Source organism: Aminobacterium sp. (assembly GCF_034926885.1).
Lineage (GTDB): Bacteria > Synergistota > Synergistia > Synergistales > Aminobacteriaceae > Aminobacterium.
The window spans coordinates 41,840-66,912 of record NZ_JAYFQR010000014.1; the positions used below are offsets into that span (position 1 = coordinate 41,840).

At 41.8% G+C, this 25,073-nt stretch carries 25 protein-coding genes; 14 read left to right on the forward strand and 11 right to left on the reverse strand.

Annotation, left to right across the window (positions count from 1 at the left end):
- Positions 1–5 precede the first annotated feature (5 nt).
- From VB083_RS06175 to VB083_RS06195, 5 genes are all read right to left on the reverse strand, one after another.
- A complete protein-coding gene (locus VB083_RS06175) occupies positions 6–983 on the reverse strand; it encodes an ABC transporter ATP-binding protein (RefSeq protein WP_416242166.1) in 978 nt (325 codons plus the stop codon).
- Positions 952–1,938 (reverse strand): ABC transporter ATP-binding protein, encoded by a 987-nt coding sequence (locus VB083_RS06180; RefSeq protein ID WP_213691037.1) that lies wholly within the window; start codon positions 1,936–1,938, stop codon positions 952–954. The genes VB083_RS06175 and VB083_RS06180 overlap by 32 nt, the downstream gene beginning before the upstream one ends.
- Positions 1,939–1,943: 5 nt before the next feature.
- Positions 1,944–2,810: a nickel/cobalt ABC transporter permease gene (gene opp1C, locus VB083_RS06185; RefSeq protein WP_213691036.1), complete on the reverse strand. Its 867-nt coding sequence runs from the start codon at positions 2,808–2,810 to the stop codon at positions 1,944–1,946.
- Entirely contained in the window at positions 2,803–3,723 is a 921-nt protein-coding gene (locus tag VB083_RS06190; protein ID WP_213691035.1) for an ABC transporter permease, read from the reverse strand. The genes opp1C and VB083_RS06190 overlap by 8 nt, the downstream gene beginning before the upstream one ends.
- Positions 3,724–3,836: 113 nt before the next feature.
- Positions 3,837–4,535 carry a GntR family transcriptional regulator gene (locus VB083_RS06195; RefSeq protein ID WP_213691034.1) on the reverse strand — a complete coding sequence of 233 codons (699 nt, stop codon included), beginning with the start codon at positions 4,533–4,535 and terminating at the stop codon, positions 3,837–3,839.
- Positions 4,536–4,668: 133 nt separating this feature from the next.
- Here VB083_RS06195 and VB083_RS06200 point away from each other — a divergent pair, with 133 nt between their 5' ends.
- The 6 genes from VB083_RS06200 to VB083_RS06225 all read left to right on the forward strand — a co-directional run bounded on the left by VB083_RS06200 (position 4,669) and on the right by VB083_RS06225 (position 10,215).
- On the forward strand, positions 4,669–5,502 hold the full coding sequence (locus VB083_RS06200) for a M55 family metallopeptidase (protein WP_213691033.1): 834 nt from the start codon (positions 4,669–4,671) through the stop codon (positions 5,500–5,502).
- Between the two features lie 108 nt (positions 5,503–5,610).
- Positions 5,611–6,933 (forward strand): ABC transporter substrate-binding protein, encoded by a 1,323-nt coding sequence (locus VB083_RS06205; RefSeq protein WP_323401872.1) that lies wholly within the window; start codon positions 5,611–5,613, stop codon positions 6,931–6,933.
- A 57-nt stretch (positions 6,934–6,990) separates the two neighbouring features.
- On the forward strand, positions 6,991–7,188 hold the full coding sequence (locus VB083_RS06210; protein WP_323401873.1) for a hypothetical protein: 198 nt from the start codon (positions 6,991–6,993) through the stop codon (positions 7,186–7,188).
- Between the two features lie 84 nt (positions 7,189–7,272).
- A complete protein-coding gene (locus VB083_RS06215; RefSeq protein WP_213691031.1) occupies positions 7,273–8,319 on the forward strand; it encodes a hypothetical protein in 1,047 nt (348 codons plus the stop codon).
- On the forward strand, positions 8,312–9,292 hold the full coding sequence (locus VB083_RS06220) for a M42 family metallopeptidase (protein ID WP_213691030.1): 981 nt from the start codon (positions 8,312–8,314) through the stop codon (positions 9,290–9,292). Before VB083_RS06215 ends, VB083_RS06220 begins: the two co-directional genes overlap by 8 nt.
- On the forward strand, positions 9,292–10,215 hold the full coding sequence (locus VB083_RS06225; protein ID WP_213691029.1) for a hypothetical protein: 924 nt from the start codon (positions 9,292–9,294) through the stop codon (positions 10,213–10,215). Before VB083_RS06220 ends, VB083_RS06225 begins: the two co-directional genes overlap by 1 nt.
- 32 nt (positions 10,216–10,247) lie before the next feature.
- Here the strand turns inward: VB083_RS06225 and VB083_RS06230 are convergent, their stop codons facing one another.
- The gene (locus tag VB083_RS06230) at positions 10,248–11,477 is read right to left on the reverse strand and encodes a hypothetical protein (protein WP_213699293.1); all 1,230 of its coding nucleotides are present in this window, start codon (positions 11,475–11,477) and stop codon (positions 10,248–10,250) included.
- An 83-nt stretch (positions 11,478–11,560) separates the two neighbouring features.
- Between VB083_RS06230 and VB083_RS06235 the strand changes: the two genes are divergently transcribed.
- Positions 11,561–11,719, forward strand: coding sequence for a hypothetical protein (locus VB083_RS06235; protein ID WP_213699292.1), 159 nt, complete (start codon positions 11,561–11,563; stop codon positions 11,717–11,719).
- Positions 11,720–11,724: 5 nt separating this feature from the next.
- Here the strand turns inward: VB083_RS06235 and VB083_RS06240 are convergent, their stop codons facing one another.
- Together VB083_RS06240 and VB083_RS06245 are read right to left on the reverse strand one after the other, a co-directional pair.
- Positions 11,725–12,492, reverse strand: coding sequence for an SDR family oxidoreductase (locus VB083_RS06240; RefSeq protein WP_323401874.1), 768 nt, complete (start codon positions 12,490–12,492; stop codon positions 11,725–11,727).
- An 82-nt stretch (positions 12,493–12,574) separates the two neighbouring features.
- Positions 12,575–13,777 carry a M20 metallopeptidase family protein gene (locus VB083_RS06245; protein ID WP_213691025.1) on the reverse strand — a complete coding sequence of 401 codons (1,203 nt, stop codon included), beginning with the start codon at positions 13,775–13,777 and terminating at the stop codon, positions 12,575–12,577.
- Positions 13,778–14,203: 426 nt separating this feature from the next.
- On the opposite strand from VB083_RS06245, the gene VB083_RS06250 reads away from it, so the two are divergent.
- From VB083_RS06250 to eda, 7 genes are all read left to right on the forward strand, one after another.
- Entirely contained in the window at positions 14,204–15,295 is a 1,092-nt protein-coding gene (locus VB083_RS06250) for an Ldh family oxidoreductase (protein WP_307879789.1), read from the forward strand.
- A gap of 4 nt (positions 15,296–15,299) precedes the next feature.
- Positions 15,300–16,577 (forward strand): nickel-dependent lactate racemase, encoded by a 1,278-nt coding sequence (gene larA / locus VB083_RS06255; RefSeq protein ID WP_213691024.1) that lies wholly within the window; start codon positions 15,300–15,302, stop codon positions 16,575–16,577.
- Between the two features lie 12 nt (positions 16,578–16,589).
- Positions 16,590–17,078, forward strand: a complete 489-nt coding sequence (locus tag VB083_RS06260; protein WP_213691023.1) for a TRAP transporter small permease — start codon at positions 16,590–16,592, stop codon at positions 17,076–17,078.
- On the forward strand, positions 17,078–18,364 hold the full coding sequence (locus VB083_RS06265) for a TRAP transporter large permease (RefSeq protein ID WP_213699290.1): 1,287 nt from the start codon (positions 17,078–17,080) through the stop codon (positions 18,362–18,364). The genes VB083_RS06260 and VB083_RS06265 overlap by 1 nt, the downstream gene beginning before the upstream one ends.
- Before the next feature lie 66 nt (positions 18,365–18,430).
- Entirely contained in the window at positions 18,431–19,432 is a 1,002-nt protein-coding gene (locus VB083_RS06270) for a TRAP transporter substrate-binding protein (protein ID WP_213691020.1), read from the forward strand.
- A gap of 69 nt (positions 19,433–19,501) precedes the next feature.
- Positions 19,502–21,229, forward strand: coding sequence for a dihydroxy-acid dehydratase (gene ilvD / locus VB083_RS06275; protein WP_323401875.1), 1,728 nt, complete (start codon positions 19,502–19,504; stop codon positions 21,227–21,229).
- 35 nt (positions 21,230–21,264) lie between these two features.
- Entirely contained in the window at positions 21,265–22,221 is a 957-nt protein-coding gene (eda, locus tag VB083_RS06280; RefSeq protein WP_213695575.1) for a bifunctional 4-hydroxy-2-oxoglutarate aldolase/2-dehydro-3-deoxy-phosphogluconate aldolase, read from the forward strand.
- 40 nt (positions 22,222–22,261) lie between these two features.
- Here the strand turns inward: eda and VB083_RS06285 are convergent, their stop codons facing one another.
- From VB083_RS06285 to VB083_RS06295, 3 genes are read right to left on the reverse strand one after another with little or no spacing between them, the layout of a single operon-like run.
- A complete protein-coding gene (locus tag VB083_RS06285) occupies positions 22,262–23,434 on the reverse strand; it encodes a UxaA family hydrolase (protein ID WP_213691017.1) in 1,173 nt (390 codons plus the stop codon).
- Positions 23,431–23,757 carry a UxaA family hydrolase gene (locus VB083_RS06290; protein ID WP_213701415.1) on the reverse strand — a complete coding sequence of 109 codons (327 nt, stop codon included), beginning with the start codon at positions 23,755–23,757 and terminating at the stop codon, positions 23,431–23,433. Before VB083_RS06290 ends, VB083_RS06285 begins: the two co-directional genes overlap by 4 nt.
- Positions 23,758–23,803: 46 nt before the next feature.
- Positions 23,804–25,057: a LeuA family protein gene (locus VB083_RS06295; protein ID WP_213691015.1), complete on the reverse strand. Its 1,254-nt coding sequence runs from the start codon at positions 25,055–25,057 to the stop codon at positions 23,804–23,806.
- Between the last annotated feature and the right edge of the window lie 16 nt (positions 25,058–25,073).

Below are 25,073 nucleotides of genomic sequence, written 5' to 3' on the forward strand. Positions count from 1 at the left end.
GCTTTCTAGGCAAAATGACAAGCGACAAAATGCTTTTCTCCTATTTTACGCCACTCAGGAGCCTCCAGAGCACAAACATCTTGCGCAAGAGGGCAACGAGTGTGAAATCGACATCCTGTAGGAGGATTCAAGGGGCTGGGAATATCCCCCTTAATAACCTTATCTTCTATATCCTCCCCCGTAACACATGGTTTCGGAATACTTTTCAACAAAGCCTGCGTATATGGATGCTTCGGATTGTTGAAAATTTCTTCTTTCGAAGCGTATTCCATCAATCTTCCAAGATACATAACAGCAACATTATCGCTGATATGACGAATAACGGCCAGGTTATGCGAAATGAAAAGATATGTCAGACCACGTTTCTCCTGAAGAGTTTTAAACAAGTTAAGAATCTGAGCTTGTACAGAAACATCAAGAGCTGACGTTGGTTCGTCAAGAACAATGAAAGCCGGATTAGAAATAAGGGCACGTGCAACAGCTATACGCTGACGTTGCCCGCCTGAAAATTCATGAGGGTAACGCCCAAGATGTTCTGGTTTAAGCCCCACTTCCTGAAGGGTTTCAAGCACTCTATCTTCCATTTCATTATCATTTTTGACGAGACCATGAATTTTAAGAACTCTGCCAATGGTATCTCGAATAATCATTCGGGGGTTTAAAGAAGCAAAAGGATTTTGAAATACCATCTGAGCATTCAATCGAAATTCTTTTAATTGAGTATCATCAAAAGAACGAATAGATTGACCTTTAAAAAAGATGTCACCGTCAGTTATGCTTAAAAGCTTAAGAGTCATCAGCCCTATCGTTGATTTTCCGCTTCCAGATTCGCCTACAAGGCCAAGTGTTTTTCCTTCTTCAATAGAAAAGGATACTCCATCTACAGCTTTTACTTCACCCGTTATTTTCTTACGAAACATACCTCCCTCGACAGGGAAGTATTTTTTTAGATTATCGACCTTGAGAATAGACATGGCATGCAACCTCGTGTCCTTTTTCTACTTCAACACGCTCTGGTCTTCGTTCAGAGCATTCCGGTCTGGCACACTCGCAACGAGCCTGGAACTTACATCCCTGAGGAAGCTCCATTAAATTAGGAAGAGAGCCTTTTATAACCTGTAGCCATTCCTGATCACGATCAAGTCGAGGGATGGCCCCAAGAAGCCCTTTTGTATAGGGGTGAAGAGGATTATTAAAAATATCCTGCACAGTTCCATACTCTATAATGCTGCCAGCATACATAACTGCAACTTTTTGCGCCATAGAAGCTATTACGCCCAAATCATGGGAAATAAGCAAAATGCTTGTTCCATAATCTTTCTGAAGCTTTTTTATAAGAGAAAGAATCTGAGCCTGAATAGACACATCAAGAGCCGTTGTCGGTTCGTCAGCTATCAATAGTTTGGGATGGGACGATAATGCCATAGAGATCATGACACGTTGTTTCATCCCTCCAGAAAACTGGTGTGGATAACGGTCAATGGATTTGTCGGGGTCTGGAATATTAACCTCGCTAAAAAGGCTCTTGACCTTATCCATAACTTTTGACAAAGATAAGGAGCGTTGATGAACTTGTATGGCTTCCTGAACTTGAAAACCTACTTTATAAACAGGGTTGAGACAACTCATGGGATCCTGAAAAATCATAGAGATCTCATTTCCTCGAATCTTTCTCATCTCGTTTGCAGAAAGATCAAGAAGATTACGATCTTCAAACATGATCTTTCCGCCCATAATTTTCCCTGGAGGTGTGGGAATAAGCCGCATAATACACGACGATGTAACAGACTTACCACACCCTGTCTCCCCCACAAGTCCAAGAATTTCCCCCTTCTTGATAGAAAAGGAAACATTCTCAAGAGCTTTTACAATTCCTCCCTCTGTATAAAACCACGTTGTAAGATCTTCTACACGCAGAAGTTCGTCATTAGTATTCATGACAATCACTCCTTCAGTCGTGGGTTAAGTGCATCCTGTAATCCATCGCCAAGGAAGTTAAATCCTAATACGACAAGCATAATGCATAACCCTGGAATAATAGCAACATGGGGGGCACTTCGAAGATAAATTCGTGCAGAACTTAACATCGTTCCCCACTCCGCTGTAGGAGGCTGTACTCCGAGTCCTAAAAATCCCAAACCAGCCGCCGTAAGAAGTACCGTCGCCATTCTCAAAGATGTTTGAACAATAATGGGAGATATAGCATTAGGAAGCACGTAATGCCATATAATTGAATTATCAGTTTCTCCTATGGCTCTGGCTGCTGTCACATAGTCGTTCTGTTTTACGCTAATGACAGAACCTCTTGTTATTCTTGCAAACTGAGGAACAGAATAAATTCCAATTGCAATGATAAGGTTGGTTAAGTTCGGCCCCAACATTGCAACAATAGCAAGGGCAAGAAGCATTCCTGGGAATGCAAGCATAATATCCATGAATCGCATAATAACTTCATCTATCCAGCCCCCAAAATAGCCCCCCACAGCTCCGAGAAAAACTCCAACGAAAAGAGCTATGACAACAGAGGTAAGCTGAATGATCAAAGAGGTTCTTGCTCCGTAAATAATACGGCTCAATATATCCCTCCCGAAATCATCGCACCCAAGCCAATGTTCCGATGACATAGGAGCCAGGCTCAGGCTTAAATCCTGCTCTGTCGGATCATAGGGTGCTAAAACAGGAGCAAATATGGCAGCCACAACATAAAGAGTAATAAGCAAAAATCCAAAAACTGCAATTTTATTTCGTCGTAACCGCCGCCAAATAAGCGCTATATGAGTTGTTGATTTTCGAGTTTTCTGATTAGCCATGATAACGAATCCTCGGATCAAGATAAGCGTATAAAATATCGACCATAAGATTGGCAAAAACAAAAATTGCCGCCACGATCAACAATGTTGTCTGAACGACGGGATAATCTCGGGCAAGAATCGACCCGACAAGAAGTCGTCCCACTCCGGGCCATGAAAAAACGCTCTCTGTAAGAACTGCTCCAGCAAGGTGCCCTCCAAACTGAAGTCCTATAACTGTTATTGTTGGAATCATAGCGTTTCGCAAAGCATGACGGACAATAACAATTTTCTCTAAAAGCCCCTTCGCTCGAGCTGTCGTAATATAATCCTGTCTCAAAACATCAAGCATACTTGAGCGAGTCATACGAGTTATGATTCCCATGGATGCCGTACCTAAGACGATGGCCGGGAGTACTAAATTCCTAATTCCCCCCATACCTCCAGAAGGAAGCCACATTAAATTCACCGCAAAGACAAGAATCATGAGAAGCCCCCACCAAAAAACCGGCATAGAAATTCCTAATAGAGCAAGAACTGTGGCTAAATAATCAAGCCATGAATACCTGTAGACCGCTGCCAGTACTCCGGCAATAACACCCAAAATAATAGAAATAGCCATTGCAGCTACAGAAAGGATCAGAGTATTTTTCAGGCGAGGTCCAATAATCTTATAAACAGGCTGTTCATATTTCAACGAAAGCATATCACCTGTAACCACACCTCTTAAAAACCTGAAATATTGAATGTGAAGGGGTTGGTTTAACCCAAAACGTTCTCTGATTAGCTCGATTTCTTGTTGGGAAGCTTCGACCCCGGCTAACATTTCTGCTGGATCGCCAGGAGCCAAATGTAAGATCATGAAGGCAATAATGGAGACTCCGAAAAGAACAGGAATAAGCATTATCAACCTTCTGGCAACAAAACGTCCCATACTACACCTCCATAACTCCGTAACAAATTACGTCATCATAGTTTCGTTACAACGATTCCAGTGTTGCCATTTCACTTTCCTAGATTTTTCTCAGGAACACCTCCTTTCCGAATCTAGAAATTATTAGATTTTTCTATTCTGCAAAAATGTTCGTACGTTCGGCGAATATGTTCTGCCATGGCTTGATGAGCTTCGTCAGGGCATCTATTCTGAATAGCCGAAATAACTCGGGCATGCTCTTTATTCGTATGATGTTCAGGATCACGAGGATGAGATTTCCTCTCGGCAAGAGAGCGATAATAGCGATAAAAACTACCGAGATAAAAGGTATAAAGTTGGGCTCTCCAATAAAGTTGTACTGCAAATCGTTGTAAGTATATATTTTTACTTAGAGTACTGATTGTGATATGGAATTTTTCGTTAAGTGTTGCAAAACGTTCTTTATCGTCTGTTTCGTAAAGAAGATGTTCTTGTCTGTTCATGTTCCAAAGTAAGGCAACATCCTCGTCTGAAGCATTAAGCGCTGCATAATACGCACACTTAGCCTCAACCATTTCACGCGTAGAATATACTTTGAACATATCTTCAGGGGTTAAAATAGGCACACTATAGCCTTTCTGTCCCTCACAATTTTCAAGAACACCCTCTGAGATAAGTCTACTTATAGCTTGACGAACTGGCGTTCTGCTTACTCCAAGTTCCCTGCAAAGTGCCGGTTCGTATACTCTCTCTCCAGGATGCAACTCCCTAGAGACCAATTTCGATATGACATATCGGAAAACAATTTCGTCGGCGCGTAGCTTCCCCTCCACTTGCTCTCCCCCTTTTGGATGGAGCAAATAATAAATGAATCTAAAAATGGGTCCATTTGTCTATCCATTTTTACATCTTGCGTTTATAATTGTCAATTAAAGCATCGTATTTTTACTATTGAGGTGATCTCCTGTGAAAATCTATGTAAGTGTAGATATGGAAGGCGCTACAGGTATAGTCAGTTCGCTCCACGTTCGGGCAGATGCACCAGTAGAATATGCCTTCGGATGTACAATGCAGCTTCATGACCTACAAGCAGTAATAGAAGGAGCTCTCGAAGGAGGGGCTACAGAAATTCTCGTGAACGATTCACATGCACGTATGATCAATGTGGATGTTTCGCAGCTTCCAGCAAACGTTCGCCTTATTTCAGGTACTCCTAAAGCTTTAGGAATGATAGAGGGAACAGATGGATGTGATGGAGTTTTCTTCGTAGGATACCATGCTATGGCAGGAACCCTTCATGCGGTTCTTGATCACACTGTATCTGGAAGCACTATTTTCAACGCAAAACTTAACGGAATGCCCGTAGGAGAAACAGGATTAAATGCTGCTGTATGTGCTGAAAAAAGCATTCCTGTAGCTCTTGTTACTGGAGATAAGGCCGTATGTCGAGAAGCCGAAAATCTCTTGGGGAAAGAAATTGTAACATGCGCAGTAAAAGAAGGACGCTCCAACAGCTGCGCCAAGCTTTTACCACCTTCAGCAACTTTTCCTCTTTTAAAAGACGCCGCCAAAAGGGCCGTTGAAACTCTTCGCGCTGGCAAAGCACCCATAATGAACATTACACATCCTTACTCTCTAGAACTTACTTTCAAACATACTCGCCAATGTGATGAAGTTTCGTACACTCCCGGAGTAACACGAATTGATGGACGAACAGTACGTATGGATGGAAACTCCATGGAAGAGATGCGCCGCTGGATGGGCATTGCCACATCCCTCGCTGCGTCTATCAAGCTTTAAACAAAAAAGCTACTTTTAAGCAGACAAGAAGGGGGGGAAGCAGCGCTAGGTATATTTATGCTTGTTTGTAATTTTCACCATTATCAAAATATGGAGGAGTGATTGTATATGGGTGTATCAGTAAAACGTTCTCTCATACTTGTTCTAACAGTTCTTCTCGTAGTCTTTTGTTTTGCAGGAATAGCAGCGGCATCCAGTAAGGATACACTCCTTATTGGTAAGGGCACCGAGGCTCTTGGCATGGATCCTCAAGATCTCACAGATACCCCTTCAGAAGAAGTGTGTCATAGTATCTACGAGGGACTTGTCTCTTTTGATGAAGAGATGAAAATTCAGCCTCGACTGGCTACCAGTTGGGATATCTCTGAAGATGGGAAAACATGGACATTCCACCTTAGAGAAGGTGTAACATTCCACAGTGGAACTCCCTTTAACGCAGAAGCTGTAAAGAAAAACTTTGATCGCATCCTTTCTGGGAAATACAAACGTTCTTCCCTCTACGCACCTATCGTAGATTCTGTGGAAGTAAAAGACGAATATACTGTAGTTTTCAACCTTAAAACATCTTTTGGTGCTTTCCTAAACATCCTTTCACATACTGCTGGACTTATTCTTGACCCCAAAGGTGTTGATGAAAACAGAGATTTCGTTCGTAACCCTTCTGGGACAGGTGCCTTTATGCTTGACGAATGGCTTCAGGGCGACTACATTGCTCTAAAAGCTTATGACAAGTACTGGGGTGGTAAACCCAAACTGAAAAAAGTAATCTTCAAGACAATTCCTGAAGACTCTGCCAGAGCCATGATGATGGAAACAGGAGAAATTGATGTTGCAGAGCAGGTTCCCCCACAGGATGTTGCCCGTTTAAAGGAAAGCAAGAAAATAGATATGCGCATAGGGCCTTCCGTTATGGTTCAGTTCCTTGCCTTAAACTGTCAGGATGAAATCTTGAAAGATGTTAAAGTTCGCCAGGCTATATTTATGGCCATTGACAGAGAGGCAATCTGCAAAAATATCATGATGGGATTTGCAACACCTGTAAACTCAATGGTAGCTCCTCTTGTTAACGGTTACTCAGAAGTAGAAGGACTCCCCTACAATCCCGAAAAAGCAAAAGCTCTTCTTGCCGAAGCTGGCTGGAAAGATAGCAACGGAGACGGGATTCTTGAAAAAGACGGGAAGACTCTTCACGTAAAACTTCTCACACATGGAAGAAACACTCCCGCACTGAAGATTCCAGAAGCAGTTCAAGCATATCTCTCCAAAATCGGTATGGATGCAAAAATGGCTGTTATGGACTGGGGTACATTCTTGGCTGAAACAAGAAAACCTGTTGAGGAAAATACAAGCCAGGTTATCTACTACGGTTGGTCACCATCGACAGGAGATGCTGACTGGGTATACAGACCACTTACTCTTTCTGATCAGTGAGTTCCTAACGGTGCAAACAGAACATTTTACGCCAATAAAGAAGTTGATGAGGCCGTTATGATGGGATTCTCTTCCGTAGACCAGGAAGTTCGCCGTCAGGCCTATGCCAGAGCGCAGACTATAATGAATGAAGAAGTTCCATGGGTACCCATTTATACCCGTTCAAACCTTACTGCTGTGAACAGAGGCGTTCATGATATCATGTTAATTCCTCTTGATTTTGTAAAAGTTACAAACACAACATACAAAGACTAATATCGACTCATAAAAGCACCTCTAAGGCCGTCGGCACATAGCGCGCTGACGGCCTTTTTCCGGAGAATGAAGGAGATGTAAACAATGGATATTGCTCAACATCTTGAATTTTTGGCTGAGCAACAAGCTGTGTGTGGTGCAGAAAACTTTTGTGCAGACACACTTATAGGTTTAATTCCAGAAAAATACAAGAAATACGCAAGAAAAGATCAATTAGAATCTCTCATTATTAAAATCCCAGGAAAAGACTCTTCAAGACAACTTATGATTCTCACACATTACGATGAACCGGGAATCGTAATAACAGGACATGAAAAAGGCTTTCTAGCTTTTAGAACAGTTGGGGGCCTCGAGGCTTCTGACGTAGCTGCTCAAGAAGTTATAATCAGCGATGGTTCTCATACGCTTTTTGGAGTAATTGGAACCCGTCCTCCTCATATTTTAAAAGCTGAGGAACGTAAAGCTCCTCTATCAGAGGAAAATTTAAGAATAGACTTGGGGCTGACATTTAGAGACTCCATACCCGAATGGATAGTACCAGGAACAACAGCAGTTGTTAGACGAAAAGCCACCTCGCTGGCACAAGGGAAAATATGTGGTCGAGCTCTCTCTGATCGCTGGGGAGCTTCTCTCCTTCTTTCCTTACTCGAAAATATTCCTCATCTTGAAAGCGATCTCAACATCGTCTTCGCTGCGCAACATTACAATGCTTTTAAAGGAGCAGTTGCTGCTGCTATAGCCGAAAAACCTCATATTGCCCTTGTTTTAGATTCAACAACCGCCCAAAGCAAGGAAACACCTCATTCCCCCATCTCCTTGGCAAATGGGCCCGTCTCATACTCAGGACCGGCAGCACATCCATTCGTAACAAATGCTTTGCGCACACATGCAAAAGAAAAAAATATGCAACTTCAACTACGAGCTTCTGGTGAACGTCGTTTTTCAGATATATGGGCGCTACAAACAGCGGCAGGTGGAATTCCATCAGCTCTTATCGAGTTGCCAGTAACATATAGAGCAAGTAGTACAGAAATCATCTCCACCAATGACCTCAATAATGCTTTTGCTTTGATATCAGAGAGCCTTCCTCTGCTTGATTCCATGACAAAGGAGGGGACTTTATATGCTTAAAACTCTTACAAACCTGATAGGAGTCTGTGGTGATGAAAAAGATGTTAGAGAATTCATCAAACAATCTCTCTCCGGAAAAGTCGATCAGATGGATGTCGATCCCCTCGGAAGCCTTATTACATATCAAAACGGAAATACTCAGCATCCTAAGGTAATGATAGTGGCCCATATGGACGAAGTCGGTTTTATAGTTACAGCAATAAGAAAAGATGGAACAATCTCTTTCACTCCATCTGGTGGAGTTCATGAACAAGTCCTCTCATCTAAAACGGTAAAGATCGGCCCGAATCGCATTCCTGGAATCGTCAGGATGAAAGATTCTTTTGAAAATTCATATATCGATATAGGAACAACGACTGCCGACGAAACCTCTCAGCTTGTTGCAGTAGGAGATTACATTGCTTTTGATACGCAGTATGGGCCTTTATACGGTACATCAGTAAAGGCAAAAGCCCTAGATGATAGAGCTGGATGTTGCGTTTTAGCCTCAGTTTTACAAAAAAAATGGGATTTACCCCTATATGGCGTTTTTTCTTCTCAGGAAGAAGTCGGGGAACGGGGAGCTCTTTCAGCTTCATATAGAGTTAAACCTCAAATTGGCATTGTTCTTGAAGGAACCGTTTGCTCAGACCTTCCTACAGTTGAACCATATAGACACTCTACGACGCTTGGAAATGGCCCCGCAATTTCCATTGCCGATAACACAAGCTGTTTTGATGTACAACTCAGTGAAAAACTTTGTTCCCTCGCCGAAGAAAACGGTATTCCATGGCAAAGACGTCGAATAATGGGTGGAGGAAACGACGGTGGAGTTGTTCACATTGCAGGAGAGGGAGCCCGGTGTGCAACTGTCTCTGTTCCGTGTCGCTACATACACTCTTCTGTCAGTGTTGCCAATTTAGAGGACCTTCGTCATACGATCGCCCTTATTGCAACTTTCTTAGAATATGTAGAGAAAGGAGGGCTCGACTAATGGAACTTCTTCGTACCCTTGTGGAATCTTTTGCTCCCACAGCATTTGAAAAAAATGTGTCTAGTATTATTGAACAAAGACTGAAATCATTATTATCATCAGATATGAGTATAACGAGAGATCCTTTAGGGAATGTTACTGTGGGCTATGAAAGAAACAAATCTGTTATGATCTTAGTTTCTCTGGATCAGTGCAGCTTTGTTGTAGTTGGACACGACGAAAAATCTCGTATTTACTATTCTCCTATGGGCCCCCTTCCTCTAGTTACGCTATCAGGAAGTACCGTTTGTTTTACCAACGGATCAACTGGGATAATAAATGATGACCAAATCTCAATAACTATTGATAATAATGCCACATTACCACAACCTGGAGATCGAGGCATTCTCACAGGTCCTTTCTCTATTGAAAGAGATTCAATCACTGCTCCCGCTCTGGAAGGGCGTATTGCTTCGTGGACATTGCTCTCCCTTCTGGAGAAGAAAGATATGCTATCACTCCTTCGAAAAAGCTACTTTTGTTTCAGCACTCATGGGATAGTGGGCGGACGGGGTTGTCACGTTTTAGCTCAAACACTTGTCCCTCGCATAGCAATAGGGCTTCACATTGAACCTGTTATAGATTCTTCCATACAGGTAGGGAAAGGTCCTGTTCTGAGATGCCGGGATAATGCTGTTATTTCAAGCTCTCATTTAAGCAAAGAACTGAGGGATATTGCAGAGGATCACAGTATACCTCTTCAAATATCGGCGATATCACCAGATACCGCTCCTATAGCAGGTATTCACACGTCTGGAACTGATTGCGCCGTTTTATCCCTAGCTATACCATTGGAAAAAGCTTATACATCCAAAGCCAAGTGTTCATTAAAAGACTGTAATAATGCAGCAAAACTTCTACAAAAAATGATCGAAACTCTTTGATTTCATCATCGTAAGACCCGGGCAGAAAGACGCTACTCTTCAGCAATATTTTTATTTCTGTCCGGGGCATTTTTCCAAAGCCACTCTTCCGCCTCTTCTTTATTTTCAATCTCGCCTTTGGCAGCAGCTTGCCTAAGTCCTGTCTTTAAAAAACCAATCAAAGGTCCTTCTTCTATAGCAAGCATTTTCTTTAAATCTTCTCCGTTGGGAAGAAAATCTACACATTTCAATCTTAAAATTGTACGGTAATAAAGAAGCATATTTTCACGCCACGAATCGGTAGACTCACCCGATGCCATGAGTGATGCAAAAGAGAGATCAAAAAGCTTATTTACCACGCTATCTCCTAAAGCATCGAACATAGAAACGGCTCTATCGTCAGATAGTGGTTCTAAAAAAAACGGCAGATTTTTAATTAATGTAACAATTTCCCCCCTGAGAAAAGAAGGCCACGACCAATCAACAAGCAACTCGTTAATAAAACCAGAATCTACATGCTGAAAGAAAGCAGCAGTTTGAACAGCCATATCTTTGCGTGAATTTTGAGCTGCCTGCAGAGAGAGAAAGGAGTGCAGAAGGCTATCCCCCTCATAGGAACTCGTACTTTCAACACGTTGTCCTGAAAGTTTTTGTAAAAAAGGGAAAAATGGCATCATAAGGTTATGGCTTCTTACAAAACGGAAAAAGAGAAGAGCGTCTCCTTCAAAAGCCTTTAAAACCTCATGTCCAATACGTTCAGATGAAACATGGGGTATATGAGAAGAAAAATTTTTTACAGCTCGAGCGGAATCCTCGTCTATTCTTAAATCAAGGGCAGAAGCAAATCGGCACAAACGAAGAGCTCGTATGGGGTCATCTTTCAGGCGATGAATAGGATTGCCGTTAAAACGCAAGATTCCTCTTCTTAAATCTGAAAAACCATCGAAGGGATCATAAATCTTTCCTTTACTATCTAGTGCCATAGCATTAACAGTAAAATCGCGTCGAGCAAGGTCTTCATCAAGAGGTTTATTGTATAGAGGGAACACATCGAAAACTTCACCATCAAAAAAAACGACAAACGTTTTTTTACTATCTTTGCCTATCTCCGGCGCTTTAGGGAAAAAACTTTTTATTTCTTTCCCACTACACCCAACAGCAACATCTACATCAGAAAGTGAACGGCCTACCAAAGAATCACGAACAGCACCGCCTACAATCCACGCACGTACACCTTCCTCTTCAAAAAAACGAATAAGACTTAGGGCACTATGTAAAGACACCTTAATCCCCCCTTCCATTTATTATTGTATAATAATATGAAATAGGAAGAAAAGAAAATCAAATCGAAAGTAGGTGATAATAAATGAAGAAAAAGCCGTCCCTTCTGGGACAATTCATTATTCTATTCACGGTTATTATTTTGGCTCTTTCTCTCGTTATTGTCATCGATAAATATACCCATCCTGGCAGGGAATGGAGTGATACCCTTCTTATTCGTATGATGGTAGAACGCCACAAATAAAGCAATTATAAGGACGCGAGAATTCCTCCATCAACGTATATAATCTGTCCGTTAACAAAATTAGAAGCGGGAGAGGCCAAAAAAAGCAAACTTCCAATTAAATCAGAAGGTTTACCCCATCGACGGGCTGGGGTCCTCTTCTTAAGCCATGCATCAAAATTCATGTCTTCCGACAAAGGTTGAGTCATTTCTGTAAGAATATATCCTGGCCCAATACCATTCACTTGTATGTCATAAGAAGCCCACTCTGTCGCCATAGCCTTGGTCAACATTTTAAGACCGCCCTTTGCCGCTGCATAAGCCCCTGTAGAAACTCGTCCTACTTCACTCATCAAAGAGCAAATATTGATAATTTTGCCCCCTTCATTTTGGGCCATAAGAGACGCCACTTCTTTCCCAACAAGAAAAGCACTCGTCAGATTAGTCTGAATAACACTTTGCCACATTGCTTCTGGCATAGAAAGTAAAGGCTCTCTTTTCATTATTCCCGCATTATTAACGAGTATATCTATAGAACCGTACTCCTCTTTAATTCCATGTATAGCCTGTGTAACGCTTTTTGAATCACAAATATCGAAAGCTTTTCCACTTGCATGATACCCTTCTCGACAAAAATCTCGACATACTCTGTCTACAGAATCTTGAGAACGACCATTAATAAAAACTAACGCTCCCGCTTGAGCCAGTCCCTCCGCCAAAGATCTTCCAATTCCACGAGTCGAGCCTGTTACCAGAGCTCTTTTCCCTTTTATATCGAAAAAAGACTGGACCAATTTCTTTCCTCCTCAATTTAATAAAAAATATCGGGTCTTTTTATTCTACTCCAAAATAAAAAGACCCGATATCTCGATTTTACTATTTGTGGCTTACAAGATATTTCCAGGCCACACCTGCGTACGTTGCCACACCTTTCCAAAGAACTTCATCATCAACGTTGAAATGAGGCGAATGATGAGGATTATCTGTTCCTTTATCCGGATTGCCTATTCCTACAAAACAGAAGCCACCAGGAATTTTTTCCTGATAAAAAGCGAAGTCTTCTCCTCCCATAATCAATGGACTTTCTTCCACATTATCAGCACCAAATATATCTTCAGCTACATCTTTTGCTATCAATTCCACTTCTTCATCATTGATAGTAGTAGGAATCATCTTCTGATATTCAAAATCAGCAGTACATCTTGTCATTGTGCAAAGGCCATCAACGATTCTCTGCATTCTATCTGGCAAACTATTCCGTACTTCTGGATTAAAAGTTCGAATAGTGCCATTGATTCCCACTTTATCCGGAATAATATTGAAAGCGCTTCCTGCTTGCAGCTTCCCAATACTCATTACAACTGTATCCTGAGGATCTATTTCACGACTGATAATCGTTTGAAGATTGAAGACAAAGTTAGCAGCAGCTATTGTAGGATCAACAGAATATTGCGGGGCTGAACCATGCCCCCCCTTGCCCTGAATTTTAAGCTCAAAACCATCAGCAGAGGCCATAAAAGGACCAATCTTATATTGGATTTTCCCAGAAGGAACAGACGCCCATACATGCTGACCATAAATAGCATCTACGCCTTCAAGAGCTCCCTCTTTAATCATTATATTCGCTCCAGCTTTTATGCCGTGCTCTTCCGCAGGCTGAAAAAGAAGACGAACATGACCTGGCAATTCATCTTTCATCGACATTAATACTTTTGCAGCCCCAAGCAAAAGAGCATTATGAGCATCATGACCACATGCATGCATAACACCTTCATTTTGTGACTTATAAGAAACGTCATTTTCCTCAACGATGGGGAGAGCGTCTATGTCACCACGTAATGCAATGCACGGCCCATCAACATCTTTATTGATGTCTGCAATTACTCCCGAAGAAGTTCCTCCAAAACCTACTCGCAAATCTTCTTCCTTAAAACCATAACTCTTCAACGTTTCTACTATTTTTTGAGTCGTCTGGACTTCTTTCCATGAAAGTTCCGGATGGGCATGAAAATGATGTCTTAAAGCCACAACGTCAGATTCCGCTTCTCGTGCAAGTTTCTTAATGCCTTCCATATCCATATAAAGACCTCCTTGTGTATCGTGACATTTTTTATAAAAACCTTCACTCTAGCGCCTGCAAAAAACAGGAAAGCTTGGCTTCCCATCACTCATCATGTTTTGCACACTTAACCAATGAATACTATTTTTTAAATCACATTCTATAATTCAAAAAAATAAAACAAACCAAAAACTTGTTTATATTGTAATACTAAAATAGGCTTTATTTGTTTTATTTGAAAATTTTATTTATTTTTTACTATAAACAACATTAAAAAACCCCTTGAGGGATACAATTATTCAAAATACGAACCGCCGGTTCACATTGCGGATAAAAATCCTTGACTTCGTCTTGCTTTTTCTCTTATATAACTATTATCAATTCCCCATTTTCTACTACAGATACGAGAGAAAAGATTTCATAGAAAGAAGAGGTGTCTTCAAATTATGTCTACATATAGACGTGTTGATTATCGTGCATTAGTTGATTTTGCTGCAGAGGTGCTCAAAGAAATAGGCTATCCTCAGCATAAAGCAGAAATAACGGCAAAAGTGCTTGCAGAGGCTGATGCGAGAGGAGTTTCATCCCACGGAGTTACCCGATTGAAGGTTTATAGAAACGAATTGAAAAGCGGACACGTTCGCCCTGAAGCGGATCCTGAAATAGTTTTCGAAACCCCAATATCTGCTGTTATAGACGGACACTACGGAATTGGATCGCATATATCCCAATTTGCAATGGAAATTTGCCTAGAAAAAACTCGTAAAAACGGAACATGTTATGTTGCAGTACGAAACTCCAACCATTTTGGGATGGCAGGACTATGGGCAGAAATGGCCGCTAAAGAAGGTTTTGTAGGCAGCGCTTTTACCAATACAATCCGCTGTGCTGTCCCTGCACTAGGACGCCAGCGTATGCTCGGAACAAACCCAATAGCTGTAGCTATTCCATCAGATGAAGAAGATCCTTTCCTTCTTGACATGGCTACAACAACCGCAGCTAGAGGCAAGTTAGGGGTATACAAGAGACGTAATAAGAAACTTCCTGAAGGTTGGGTTATTGATGAAGAAGGAATGCCTATTACGGGAGCCCAAGCAGCAACAGATCTTTTAGCAGATCCTACAAGAGAACTTGGCGGACAAGTTTATTTAGGTGGATCAAAAGAAGAAATGGGTGGACATAAGGGATACGGAATGGGCCTTCTTGTTGAACTTCTCTGTGCTCCTCTTTCAATGGGAAGCTGGACCCGAGATGTATTTCAAACTCCTGATGCCAATGTAAGTCACTTCTTCTCCGCTTTCAGACTTGATTTATTCGGTGATGCCGCTCCAATAAAAACATATGTAGGAGATATACTTCGGGCTCTTCGCACAAGCACTCCACTAAAAGATGAAGAACGCGTATATACTCACGGTCAAAAAGAAGCAGCTCGACGAAAGATGGCCCTTGAAAAGGGAGTAGAACTCGATGATGCGACATTATCAATGCTTGAAAACTTCGCCCAAGAGTTTGGTCTTTCTCCTTTAAAAGAATGGTAGAGCCATGAATACTACTATCTCTTTTTCCTACCCCGATTACGAAGGTGTTTCGATTCCTGAAAAAAATCTTGTAGCTGTGCTAAGCCCTGCTTGCCCACCGAAGCCCTTCAAAGATGATATCGAGGCTATCAACGCAGGTCTCAACGCTCCTGTCGGTGCCCCTAGGCTGGAAGAGTGCGTAAAAAGTGGACAGAAAGTGCTTATTCTTGCCGACGACAATACGCGCAATACACCTGCACACATTATTCTTCCTGAAGTTATGAAAAGACTTCAAAAAGCGGGAGTTGCACCTGAAGACATTTCTATTATGGTGGCCCTGGGAACTCACCGCCCTATGACTCAGGAAGAACTTGAGAAGAAATTTGGAAGTAATATCCTTGATAAATATACAATATCGCAACACTGTTGGAATGATCCCGATCAACTTGTCGAGCTTCCTCCTACAGAAAATGGAACAGAAATATGGGTGAATAAAGCTCTTTTAGAAGCTGATTTTGTTATAGGTGTTGGTCATATCACTCCTCACCGCGTCGTTGGTTTCTCAGGAGGAGCAAAAATAGTACAACCTGGCGTTTCGGGAGGCATTACTACAGGGCAAACCCACTGGGTAAGCGCTCTATATGACGGGAAAGACTTTATAGGGAAAATCGACACGCCTGTTCGCCGTGAAATGAACGCCGTGGGACTCGCCGCCGGATTAAAATATATCGTCAATGTGGTTCTTGATGGTAATGAAGAAATATATCGCTGTGTCGCCGGAGATCCCATAGAAGCACACAGAGCGGGCTGCAGCTCATCGAAAGAAATTTTTGGGGCATCTCTCCCTTGTCTTGCAGATATTGTTATTGTAGAATCTTTCCCTGCCGATGCAGAACTCTGGCAAGCCGCAAAAGGTATTTATTCTGGAGACCTCGCTCTCAAAAAAGATGGCATTCTCATTCTTGTTACTCCGTGTCCCGACGGTGTAGCTCAAGGACATCCCGAGCTTCTCGAAATAGGGTATCTCCCTTTCGAAGAAATTAAGAAAAAAGTAGATGAAGGCGAAATAACCGACCTGACAATGGCAGCTCATATTTCTCATGTAGGGCGAGTAATCAGAGACAAGGGACGAGGAATACTCGTTTCTGATGGAATAGATAAAGAAACTGCAGAAAAGATAGGATTTATGTGGGCTCCTTCAGCACAAAAAGCATTAGATATGGCTTTTGAACTGAAAGGGAAAGATGCTAGTGTTGTTGTTCTGAAAAATGGCGGAGATATCCTCCCCTTACTTGATGATTAAGGAGGGCAACCTGTGCAAAAGATATTTCAAACGCTACTAAAAGCTTATAAAGCTTTTCTCATCATTCTTACCCTTTCTCTTTTCATTATAGTAGGAGTTAATGTTTTTTGTCGTTACGTTCTTAACAGCTCCCTCAGTTGGGCAGATGAACTTTCTCGTTTTATTTTTATCTGGGTTTCGTTTCTTGGAGCTGTTCTTGCTTATGGATATAACGAACATATCGGATTGGATTTCGTTGTAGATCGTATTCCTTCTCCAACTATCAAACGTTTTATTCGCCTTGCTGCCGATTTCTTCATTCTTCTGGTTATCGTTATTCTTCTTCGCTATGGTCTTATCGTGGCAAATTCAGCTACAAACCTTTCTCCAGCACTCTACATTCCCATGAAGTGGGTTTACATCATCGCTCCTGTCAGCGCATTCATGATGCTCATTATCAATATTTGCAAGATATATGAGCATCTTGCATTGCTACTTGGCTGGAAAAGGAGTGAAGCCTAATGCTTTGGTTATTCTTAGGAATCCTTTTCTTCTTTATTATTTTCGGGTTACCTATTGTTTTCTGCTTGGGCCTTGCCAATATAGCGATGCTCCATGTTATGAATATTCCTTTCATGGTACTCCCAGCCAAAATTATTTCTGGAATGAACAGCTTTCCACTTCTAGCTATACCCTTTTTTATGTTTGTAGGAGAAGTCATGAACAGAGGTGGCATCGCTAAACGTCTTGTTGACTTTGCAGACTCTCTGGTGGGGCATATAACCGGAGGGTTAGGACATGTCGCCATTTTAAGCAGCATGTTCTTTGGAGGTATTTCCGGATCTGCCGTAGCAGAAGCAGCAGCCATAGGCGGACTTCTTGTTCCCCCGATGAAAGAGGAAGGCTATCCTCCTTCTTTTGCCGCTGCTGTTACAGCTTCTGCATCTGTAATCGGCATTATTATTCCTCCGAGCATCCCCTTTATTCTCTTTGGGATCGTTACAAACACATCTATAGCTCGTATTTTCCTTGGAGGAATCATACCAGGAATCATAGTGGGCCTTTCGCTCATGGTCACGACCTGGTTCCTAACCAAAAAGCATGGCTATGGAAAAATGAAAGGAAGCAGCCATAAGTTTAATATTAAAAGGGTTGCTCAAACCTTTAAAGGGGCTTGGCTTGCTCTTTCCATTCCTGTTATCGTCGTTGGAGGCATACTCGGAGGTATATTCACAGCTACTGAAGCAGGAGCAGTTTCTGCCTTCGTAGCCCTCATTCTTGGTTTATTTGTCTACAAAGAAATCACATTCCGCGATCTTCCTGATATATTTTTGAACACTGCCAAGACAACAGCCATTGTTCTTTTCCTCTGCGGAATGGCCATGGCAACCGCCTGGCTCCTTACAAGAGCACGTGTTCCTTTCGCCCTTGCAGAGCTTATACGCTCAATAACAGATGCTCGGCTTGGCGTTTTGATCATTGCTAATATCTTGCTTTTCCTTGTCGGATTCGTTATGGATCTTACTCCAGCCATGCTCATTCTGGCTCCTATTCTTCTTCCCGTTATGGAGTCTGTGGGAATTGACCCTGTTTACTTCGGAGTCATTATGTCTATCAACCTCGGGCTGGGGCTCATAACACCTCCAGTAGGAACAGTTTTATACGTGGCATGTGGAGTTGCTAACGTCAAATTCGAGGAACTCGTTCGGTCTATTTTACCGTTCCTCATAGCAGAGATTGTGGCTCTTATTTTGTTTATTTTCTTCCCACAGTTGGTTATGTTCATACCTAATGTGTTGATGAACTAGTTGGAAACAAATATGGCATCAAGACAGCGTTATTAAGCGCTGATTTTAAAAAGGGGTGAATTATTTATGAGAAGAAAGATTTTTTCAACCTTTGTATTGACATTGGCTCTCCTTACTGCATTCGCTTTTGCAGCCGCTGCTGCAGAGTATACCATCACGGCAGGCATTGGACTGAACGATAAGTCTGCTCAATACAAATCACTTGAATACTTTAAAGAACTCGTAGAGAAAAATAGCGCTGGCAAAATAACAGTCGAACTTTACCATTCAAGCCAGCTTGGCGATGACAGAGAAATGATGGAAGCATTGAAAATGGGAACTCAGGAAATGACATGCCCTTCAACAGCTCCTATCAGCACCTTCGTAAATGGCTTCAAAATTTTTGATTTGCCTTTCCTCTTCCCCAACGAGAAAATTGCAGACTACATTCTTGACGGACCAGTTGGTCAGAGTCTTCTTGATCAGCTTAAAGATCAGGGGCTCATTGGTCTTGCTTACTGGGAGAACGGTTATAGAATGCTGACAAATAACGGTCATGCTGTTAAATCTCCTGCAGATGTACAGGGGCTTAAAATTCGTACCATGGAAAACCCCATTCACCTTGCTGCCTGGCGCGCTATGGGAGCCAACCCTACTCCAATGGCATTTGGAGAACTTTTCTCAGCCATGCAACAGCACGTCGTCGATGGACAGGAGAACCCATGGGGAACAATCTATCTTCAGAATTTCTTTGAAGTCCAGGACTTTGCTACTGATACAGGTCACGTCTACTCTCCTTTCGTTCTTCTCATTTCTAAATCTTTCTGGGATGGTCTGCCCGCAGATCTTCAGAAGGTTGTAAAAGACGCCGCATTAGAAGCAAAGGTTCACAATAGAAAATTGAACCGCCAAATGAATGCAGAATATCTTGAAAAGCTTAAAGAGAAAATGACTGTAACCATTCTTACCCCTGAGCAGAAAGCCGAATTCCAGAAAGCCGTACAGCCGGTATATGACGAATATGCTAACGAAATTGGTGCAGATCTGATTAAGCAGGTTCAGGATCTCATTGCTGAATATAAAGACTAAGTAGAAAAATACATTTGATAAGGGGGAAGGGGTAAACCCTTTCCCCTTTTTTGCAAGGGAGGGTGAAAAATGCTAAGAAGTCAGAAAATGCGGTCCGTCGCAGCAGAACTGGACTCCCTTCGCATGGGATCTGGCTGGACCGCAGAAGAATTGGCACTGCCACAAATTATGATTCAAAGTACGATGGGTGAAAGTCATCCTGGAAGCGCCCATCTTCATTTGCTCGTAGAAGAGGCACAACATACTCTTCGAGAAAAGCAAGCCAGAGGTGCCGTTTACACAGTTACAGATATTTGTGATGGCATAGCACAGGGACATGATGGGATGAACTATTCTCTCCCTTCTCGTGACCTCATAACAGCTATGGTTGAAACACAAATTATGGCGACGCCCTTTGATGGGATTCTTTATATTTCATCGTGCGATAAAGCTATTCCTGCCCATCTCATGTCTATAGCTCGACTCGATCTGCCCGCAATCTTTATGCCAGGTGGAGCTATGTCGGCAGGCCCTGAGAATTTAACCCTCGAACAGATAGGAACATATCTTGCACAATATAAAAGAGGGGAAATTTCAGAAGAAAAATTTACATGGTATAAACAGCACGCATGCCCTACGTGTGGTGCCTGTCAATTCATGGGAACAGCCTCAACAATGCAAGTCATGGGAGAAGCTCTTGGTATGGCCCTTCCCGGCTCTGCCCTCATACCAACAGTGAGACCAGAGCTGAAAAAAATGCTTCGAGAAAGTTGTAAGGCTCTTCTATCCCTTGTGGAAAAAGATATATGTGCACGTCATATTTTAAACGAAAAGGCATTCGAAAATGCAGTTATGGTTCATGCTGCAATTGCAGGTTCTACGAATGCCGTAATGCATATCGCTGCTATTGCTCATGAAGCGGGAATTTCCTTTAATGCAGATATTTTTGACCGTATTAACCGTAATATTCCATGGCTTGTTAATATAAAAACCAGTGGGAAGCATCCATCAGAGCTTTTCTGGTTAGCAGGCGGAGTTCCAGAAGTTATGAGACAAATTAGAGACTCTCTGAACCTTGACGTAAAAACCGTAACTGGAGAAACACTGGGAGAAAACCTTGAAAAGCTGGAAAAGGCAGGATACTTTGAACATCATAAAGAACTTATTGCCGAACGTGGCTTTGAAAAAGAAGAGATTATAAGAAGCAAAACTGCTCCTCTCAACGCTTCTGGCTCAATTTCAATTCTAAAAGGAAACCTGGCTCCAGAGGGAGCTGTTGTTAAACACTCCGCTATTCCTAAAGAAATGAATGTCATGATCGGACGAGCACGTCCTTTCAACAGCGAAGAAGAGGCATATCAAGCTGTTATTGACAAGGTTATACAGCCTGGAGATATTGTCATTATACGCTACGAAGGACCTCGTGGCTCTGGAATGCCAGAAATGTTCTATACAACAGAAGCAGTAGCTTCAGATCCTGAATTAGCGTCTTCTATTGCGTTACTCACTGACGGAAGATTTTCTGGTGCTACTCGAGGACCAGCAATCGGACATATTTCGCCTGAAGCGGCGCAGCAAGGTCCAATAGCTTTCGTTGAAGAGGAAGACCTTATAGAGATAAACATTCCTGAACGTCGACTCTCTCTTGTTGGAGTCCATGGAGAAAAATATACTGAAGAAGAAATGAAAAACGTTATCAAAAAACGCAGAGAAGAATATATCTCTCCAATGACGAAAAAGAAAAAAGGAATCCTCGCTCTTTACAGTCGCCATGCAAGTTCGGCAATGTTGGGAGCCTATATGGATTTTGAAAACTAAAAAACAAGAAAACTTAAAGAAAGAAGTGGGTATATATGAACGCTGTTCTTGAAACTATTGGGAAATGTGGTCTTATTCCTGTAATAAAACTTGACCATGCCGAAGATGCCCTTCCTTTGGGACAAGCCCTTATTGATGGAGGTCTTCCAGTAGCTGAGGTTACATTCCGAACAGATGCAGCAGAAGAATCCATACGACAAATATCAACACACCTTCCCAACCTTCTTGTTGGTGCTGGAACTGTACTGACAATCGATCAGGTGAAACGATCAGTTGATGCGGGAGCTCAATTTATTGTCTCTCCAGGTTTTAATCCTACGATTGTAGATTATTGCATTGACAACAATATTCCCATAACACCTGGAGTTAACTCTCCATCTCAAATTGAAATGGGATTAGAACGAGGACTTTCTATATTAAAATTCTTTCCTGCCGAAGCATCAGGCGGTGTCGCAATGCTCAAGGCCCTGGCCGGCCCCTATCGAAATGTGAAATTTATTCCTACAGGGGGCATAAATGCCGAGAACTTGAATAGCTATCTCGCTTTACCTGTAGTGCACGCATGCGGCGGCAGCTGGATGGTAAAAGGAGACTTAGTGGCGGCCAAAGCATTCGATCAAATAACAAAACTTGTACGCGAAGCTGTTTTTACAATGCATAATTTTTCTCTGGTTCACATAGGGATCAATGAAAGTTCGGAAGAAGAAGCTTTACGCTGTGCTCAGCTCTTCGAAAAGCTCTTCAATATGCCAGTAAAGAACGGAAATAGCTCGGTTTTTGCCGGCAAATCTTTTGAAATAATGAAATCTCCCTATCTTGGCAGCAAAGGACATATCGCCATTCATACGAATAGCGTTGAACGTGCCGTAGCCTATTTTGAACAAATGGGAATAAAGACCAGACCAGAAACAGAAAAAAGAAAAGATGGGCGGTTAAAAGTTGCTTACCTCGATATTGAAATATCAGGTTTCGCCATACATCTTGTAGAGTAAAAAAATAGGGTCTTGAGTTTTCTCAAGGCCCTATTTTTTACTAAATAATGTAAGCATCAACACCACGCCTGCGTATAGCAAATTCTCGACAACGTAATCGCTCGGAAGCAGTTTCCTCGCCATTTGCCACAGTAACGGCATAATTAAAAAGATCTTCTCCCAGCTCAGAAATACTCTTATCTCCGTCAATTACTAAACCTGCATTGAAATCAATGTTATCTCTCATATTTGCAAACGCCTGGGAATTACTTGAAACTTTAATGACAGGTATCCCTGGACAGCCCGTTGGAGTTCCTCTGCCAGTAGTGAAAAAAATCAAATTTGCCCCGCCAGCTGCCATAGCAACCATAGATTCAACGTCATGTCCCGGTGCATCCATAACAACCAATCCTTTTTGTTGAGGACGAATGCCATGACCAACAACCTCTACAATAGGCCTGGTACCTCCCTTACGAATACACCCCAAGGACTTCTCCTCTATCGTACTCAGCCCCCCAGCAATGTTCCCTGGGGAAATGTCTGCAATATCACTATGTCCAACACGTGCCATAAAATGTTCAGTCATTGCCACTAATTCCATAAGCTGAGAACCTACTTCTTCATTTTTACACTGTCGCCTTAAAATATCTTCCGCACCGATAAATTCTGTCACTTCTGTTAAAAAGACAGTAGCCCCTTCATCAACAAATCTATCACAGGCATTACCAACCACGGGATTTGCGGAAAGCCCAGAATAGCTATCGGAAGCGCCACATTCTGTGCCAATGATAAGGTCAGATAAAGCAACATCTACTTTCTCTTCCCTTTTTAAAATTTCGGAGAAACGGTGGATAATCTTATCCCCTTCTTCTATCGTCTTTCGTGTTCCTCCACATTTTTGAATTGATAATATTTCAACCGGTTTTCCCGTCCTCTTAATGGCACGGCTTACTTCAAGAAGTTTAACTGTTTCGCATCCTAAACTTACAATCAGAACAGCTCCAAAGTTAGGGTTTTTACCTAAGCCTACAAAAATATCTGTAATTTCCCTATTACTTAAAGGATCAAAGGTACAGCCATAAGGGTGAGAAATAGCAATGATATCAGGGTACCTACGCCCTAATTCCTCTACTACAGAATTACCACAAATAACTGTCGGAAGCACGAGTATATGATTGCGGATACCTACCGTTCCATCTGCCCGTCTATACCCTTTTAGAGAAATCGAGTTCATTTGTGTTCCTCCCTATACTCCTTGCCTCTGTTACTTCTAATGTTGTGCACATGAACAACTTTTCCTGCCTCTATATCTTGAGTAGCAACTCCGACAGGCTTCCCATATTTATAAATAAACGCTCCTTTTGGGATATAAGACAATGCAGCTTTAAAACCTCTTGGGATAGGCTCTTTAGCCAGTAATTCTTCTCCACAATAGTCTTTAGCTATTACAGCGTCCCCTGCCGCTATATCTTTTACTGCCGTAACAACTGAATCTTTTTTATCTATCAATATGGCGTTTGGAGTCATTCTTCTCATCCTTCCACAATGAAGCCTCAAAAAGCACAGCCCCCCCTCTAAAGAAAGGGAGGCTGCATTTATATCTTTATTTATTATTCATATACTCTTTATAAATATTTTCAAATTCCTCAACAGTAACAACATCTCTTTTAGCTCTTCCCAATTCCTTAACTTTATCGGTAAGAGGCTGCAAGTCATCTTCAGCATATGCCAAACCCATCTTATCCAGATACTGCATAATACTGTCTTTTCCACTTGATCCCCCGATAACAACATTAGCAGGTTCTCTTCCCACTAATTCGGGCATGTAAGGAAACATTGCTGCTTGAATTCCAGCTTGTTCAAGCCTGCTTTTTGCCTGTACAACTACTCCTGATTCCATCCAAAAAAGTCTTTTTCCAGTCACAGGTTTGTTGTAATGAATAGGAATTCCTGTAATCTTCTCAACCATGAGGGTAACATCGTTGATCCTGTCAAGGTTGATATTCGTATCGATATTAAGCAATAGTTCAAGAGCTGCGGCAACTTCTTCAGTAGCTACGTTACCCGTTCTCTCTCCTAAAGCATTAATCGATGAGTGTATTCCAGAAATACCTGCATATGCAGCAGCCATAACTGATCCCATGGCCATTCCAAACTCATTATGAACATGAAATTCTATCGGCGTATCTCCAAGTACTTTCTTTAATTCCTTAATAGAATGGTATATTGCTTGAGGAGTTGCCACTCCAAAACTGTCAGTAAAAACCACTGCTTCTGGATGGACCGCATCGACAACTGTTTTGTAAACCTTTTTGGCATAATCCAAAGTTCCTCGTGTTACGTCCCAACCCATAAAAGTAACTTTCAAACCAAGTGACTGAGCATAACTTACATTTGAAATAACACGATCAAGAAGCTTTTCAGTATCTGCATGATAGGCATAATAGTTTGTATATGGATTAACTGCGTGCTCAACTATTATTTTTTCGACTCCTGTTTTAGCAGCAAATTCGATATCATCTTTCCTTGCTCTGCAAAAAGGAATGAGTTCTGACGTTAAATTCATTTTTACTAAACGTTTAATGGCCCTTCCTATATCTTCCGATATAATAGGCATTCCTACCTCGATACTTTTTACGCCTAAATCATTCAATGCGACAGCGATATCTACACGTTCATCTTCTGTCCAATTCAAGCCACATGTTTGTTCGCCATCTCTCAAAGTTACATCATGGATGTATACTTTAGAAGAAGTTTCTTCTCCTTTCACCTCAGGCATAAAATTTAAAGGTGAAACCCATTTCTTTTCTCCGAAATAAGGAGCACCCTCCATTGGCATGTTTTCAAGAAGTTTCATCACTAATCCCCCTTAA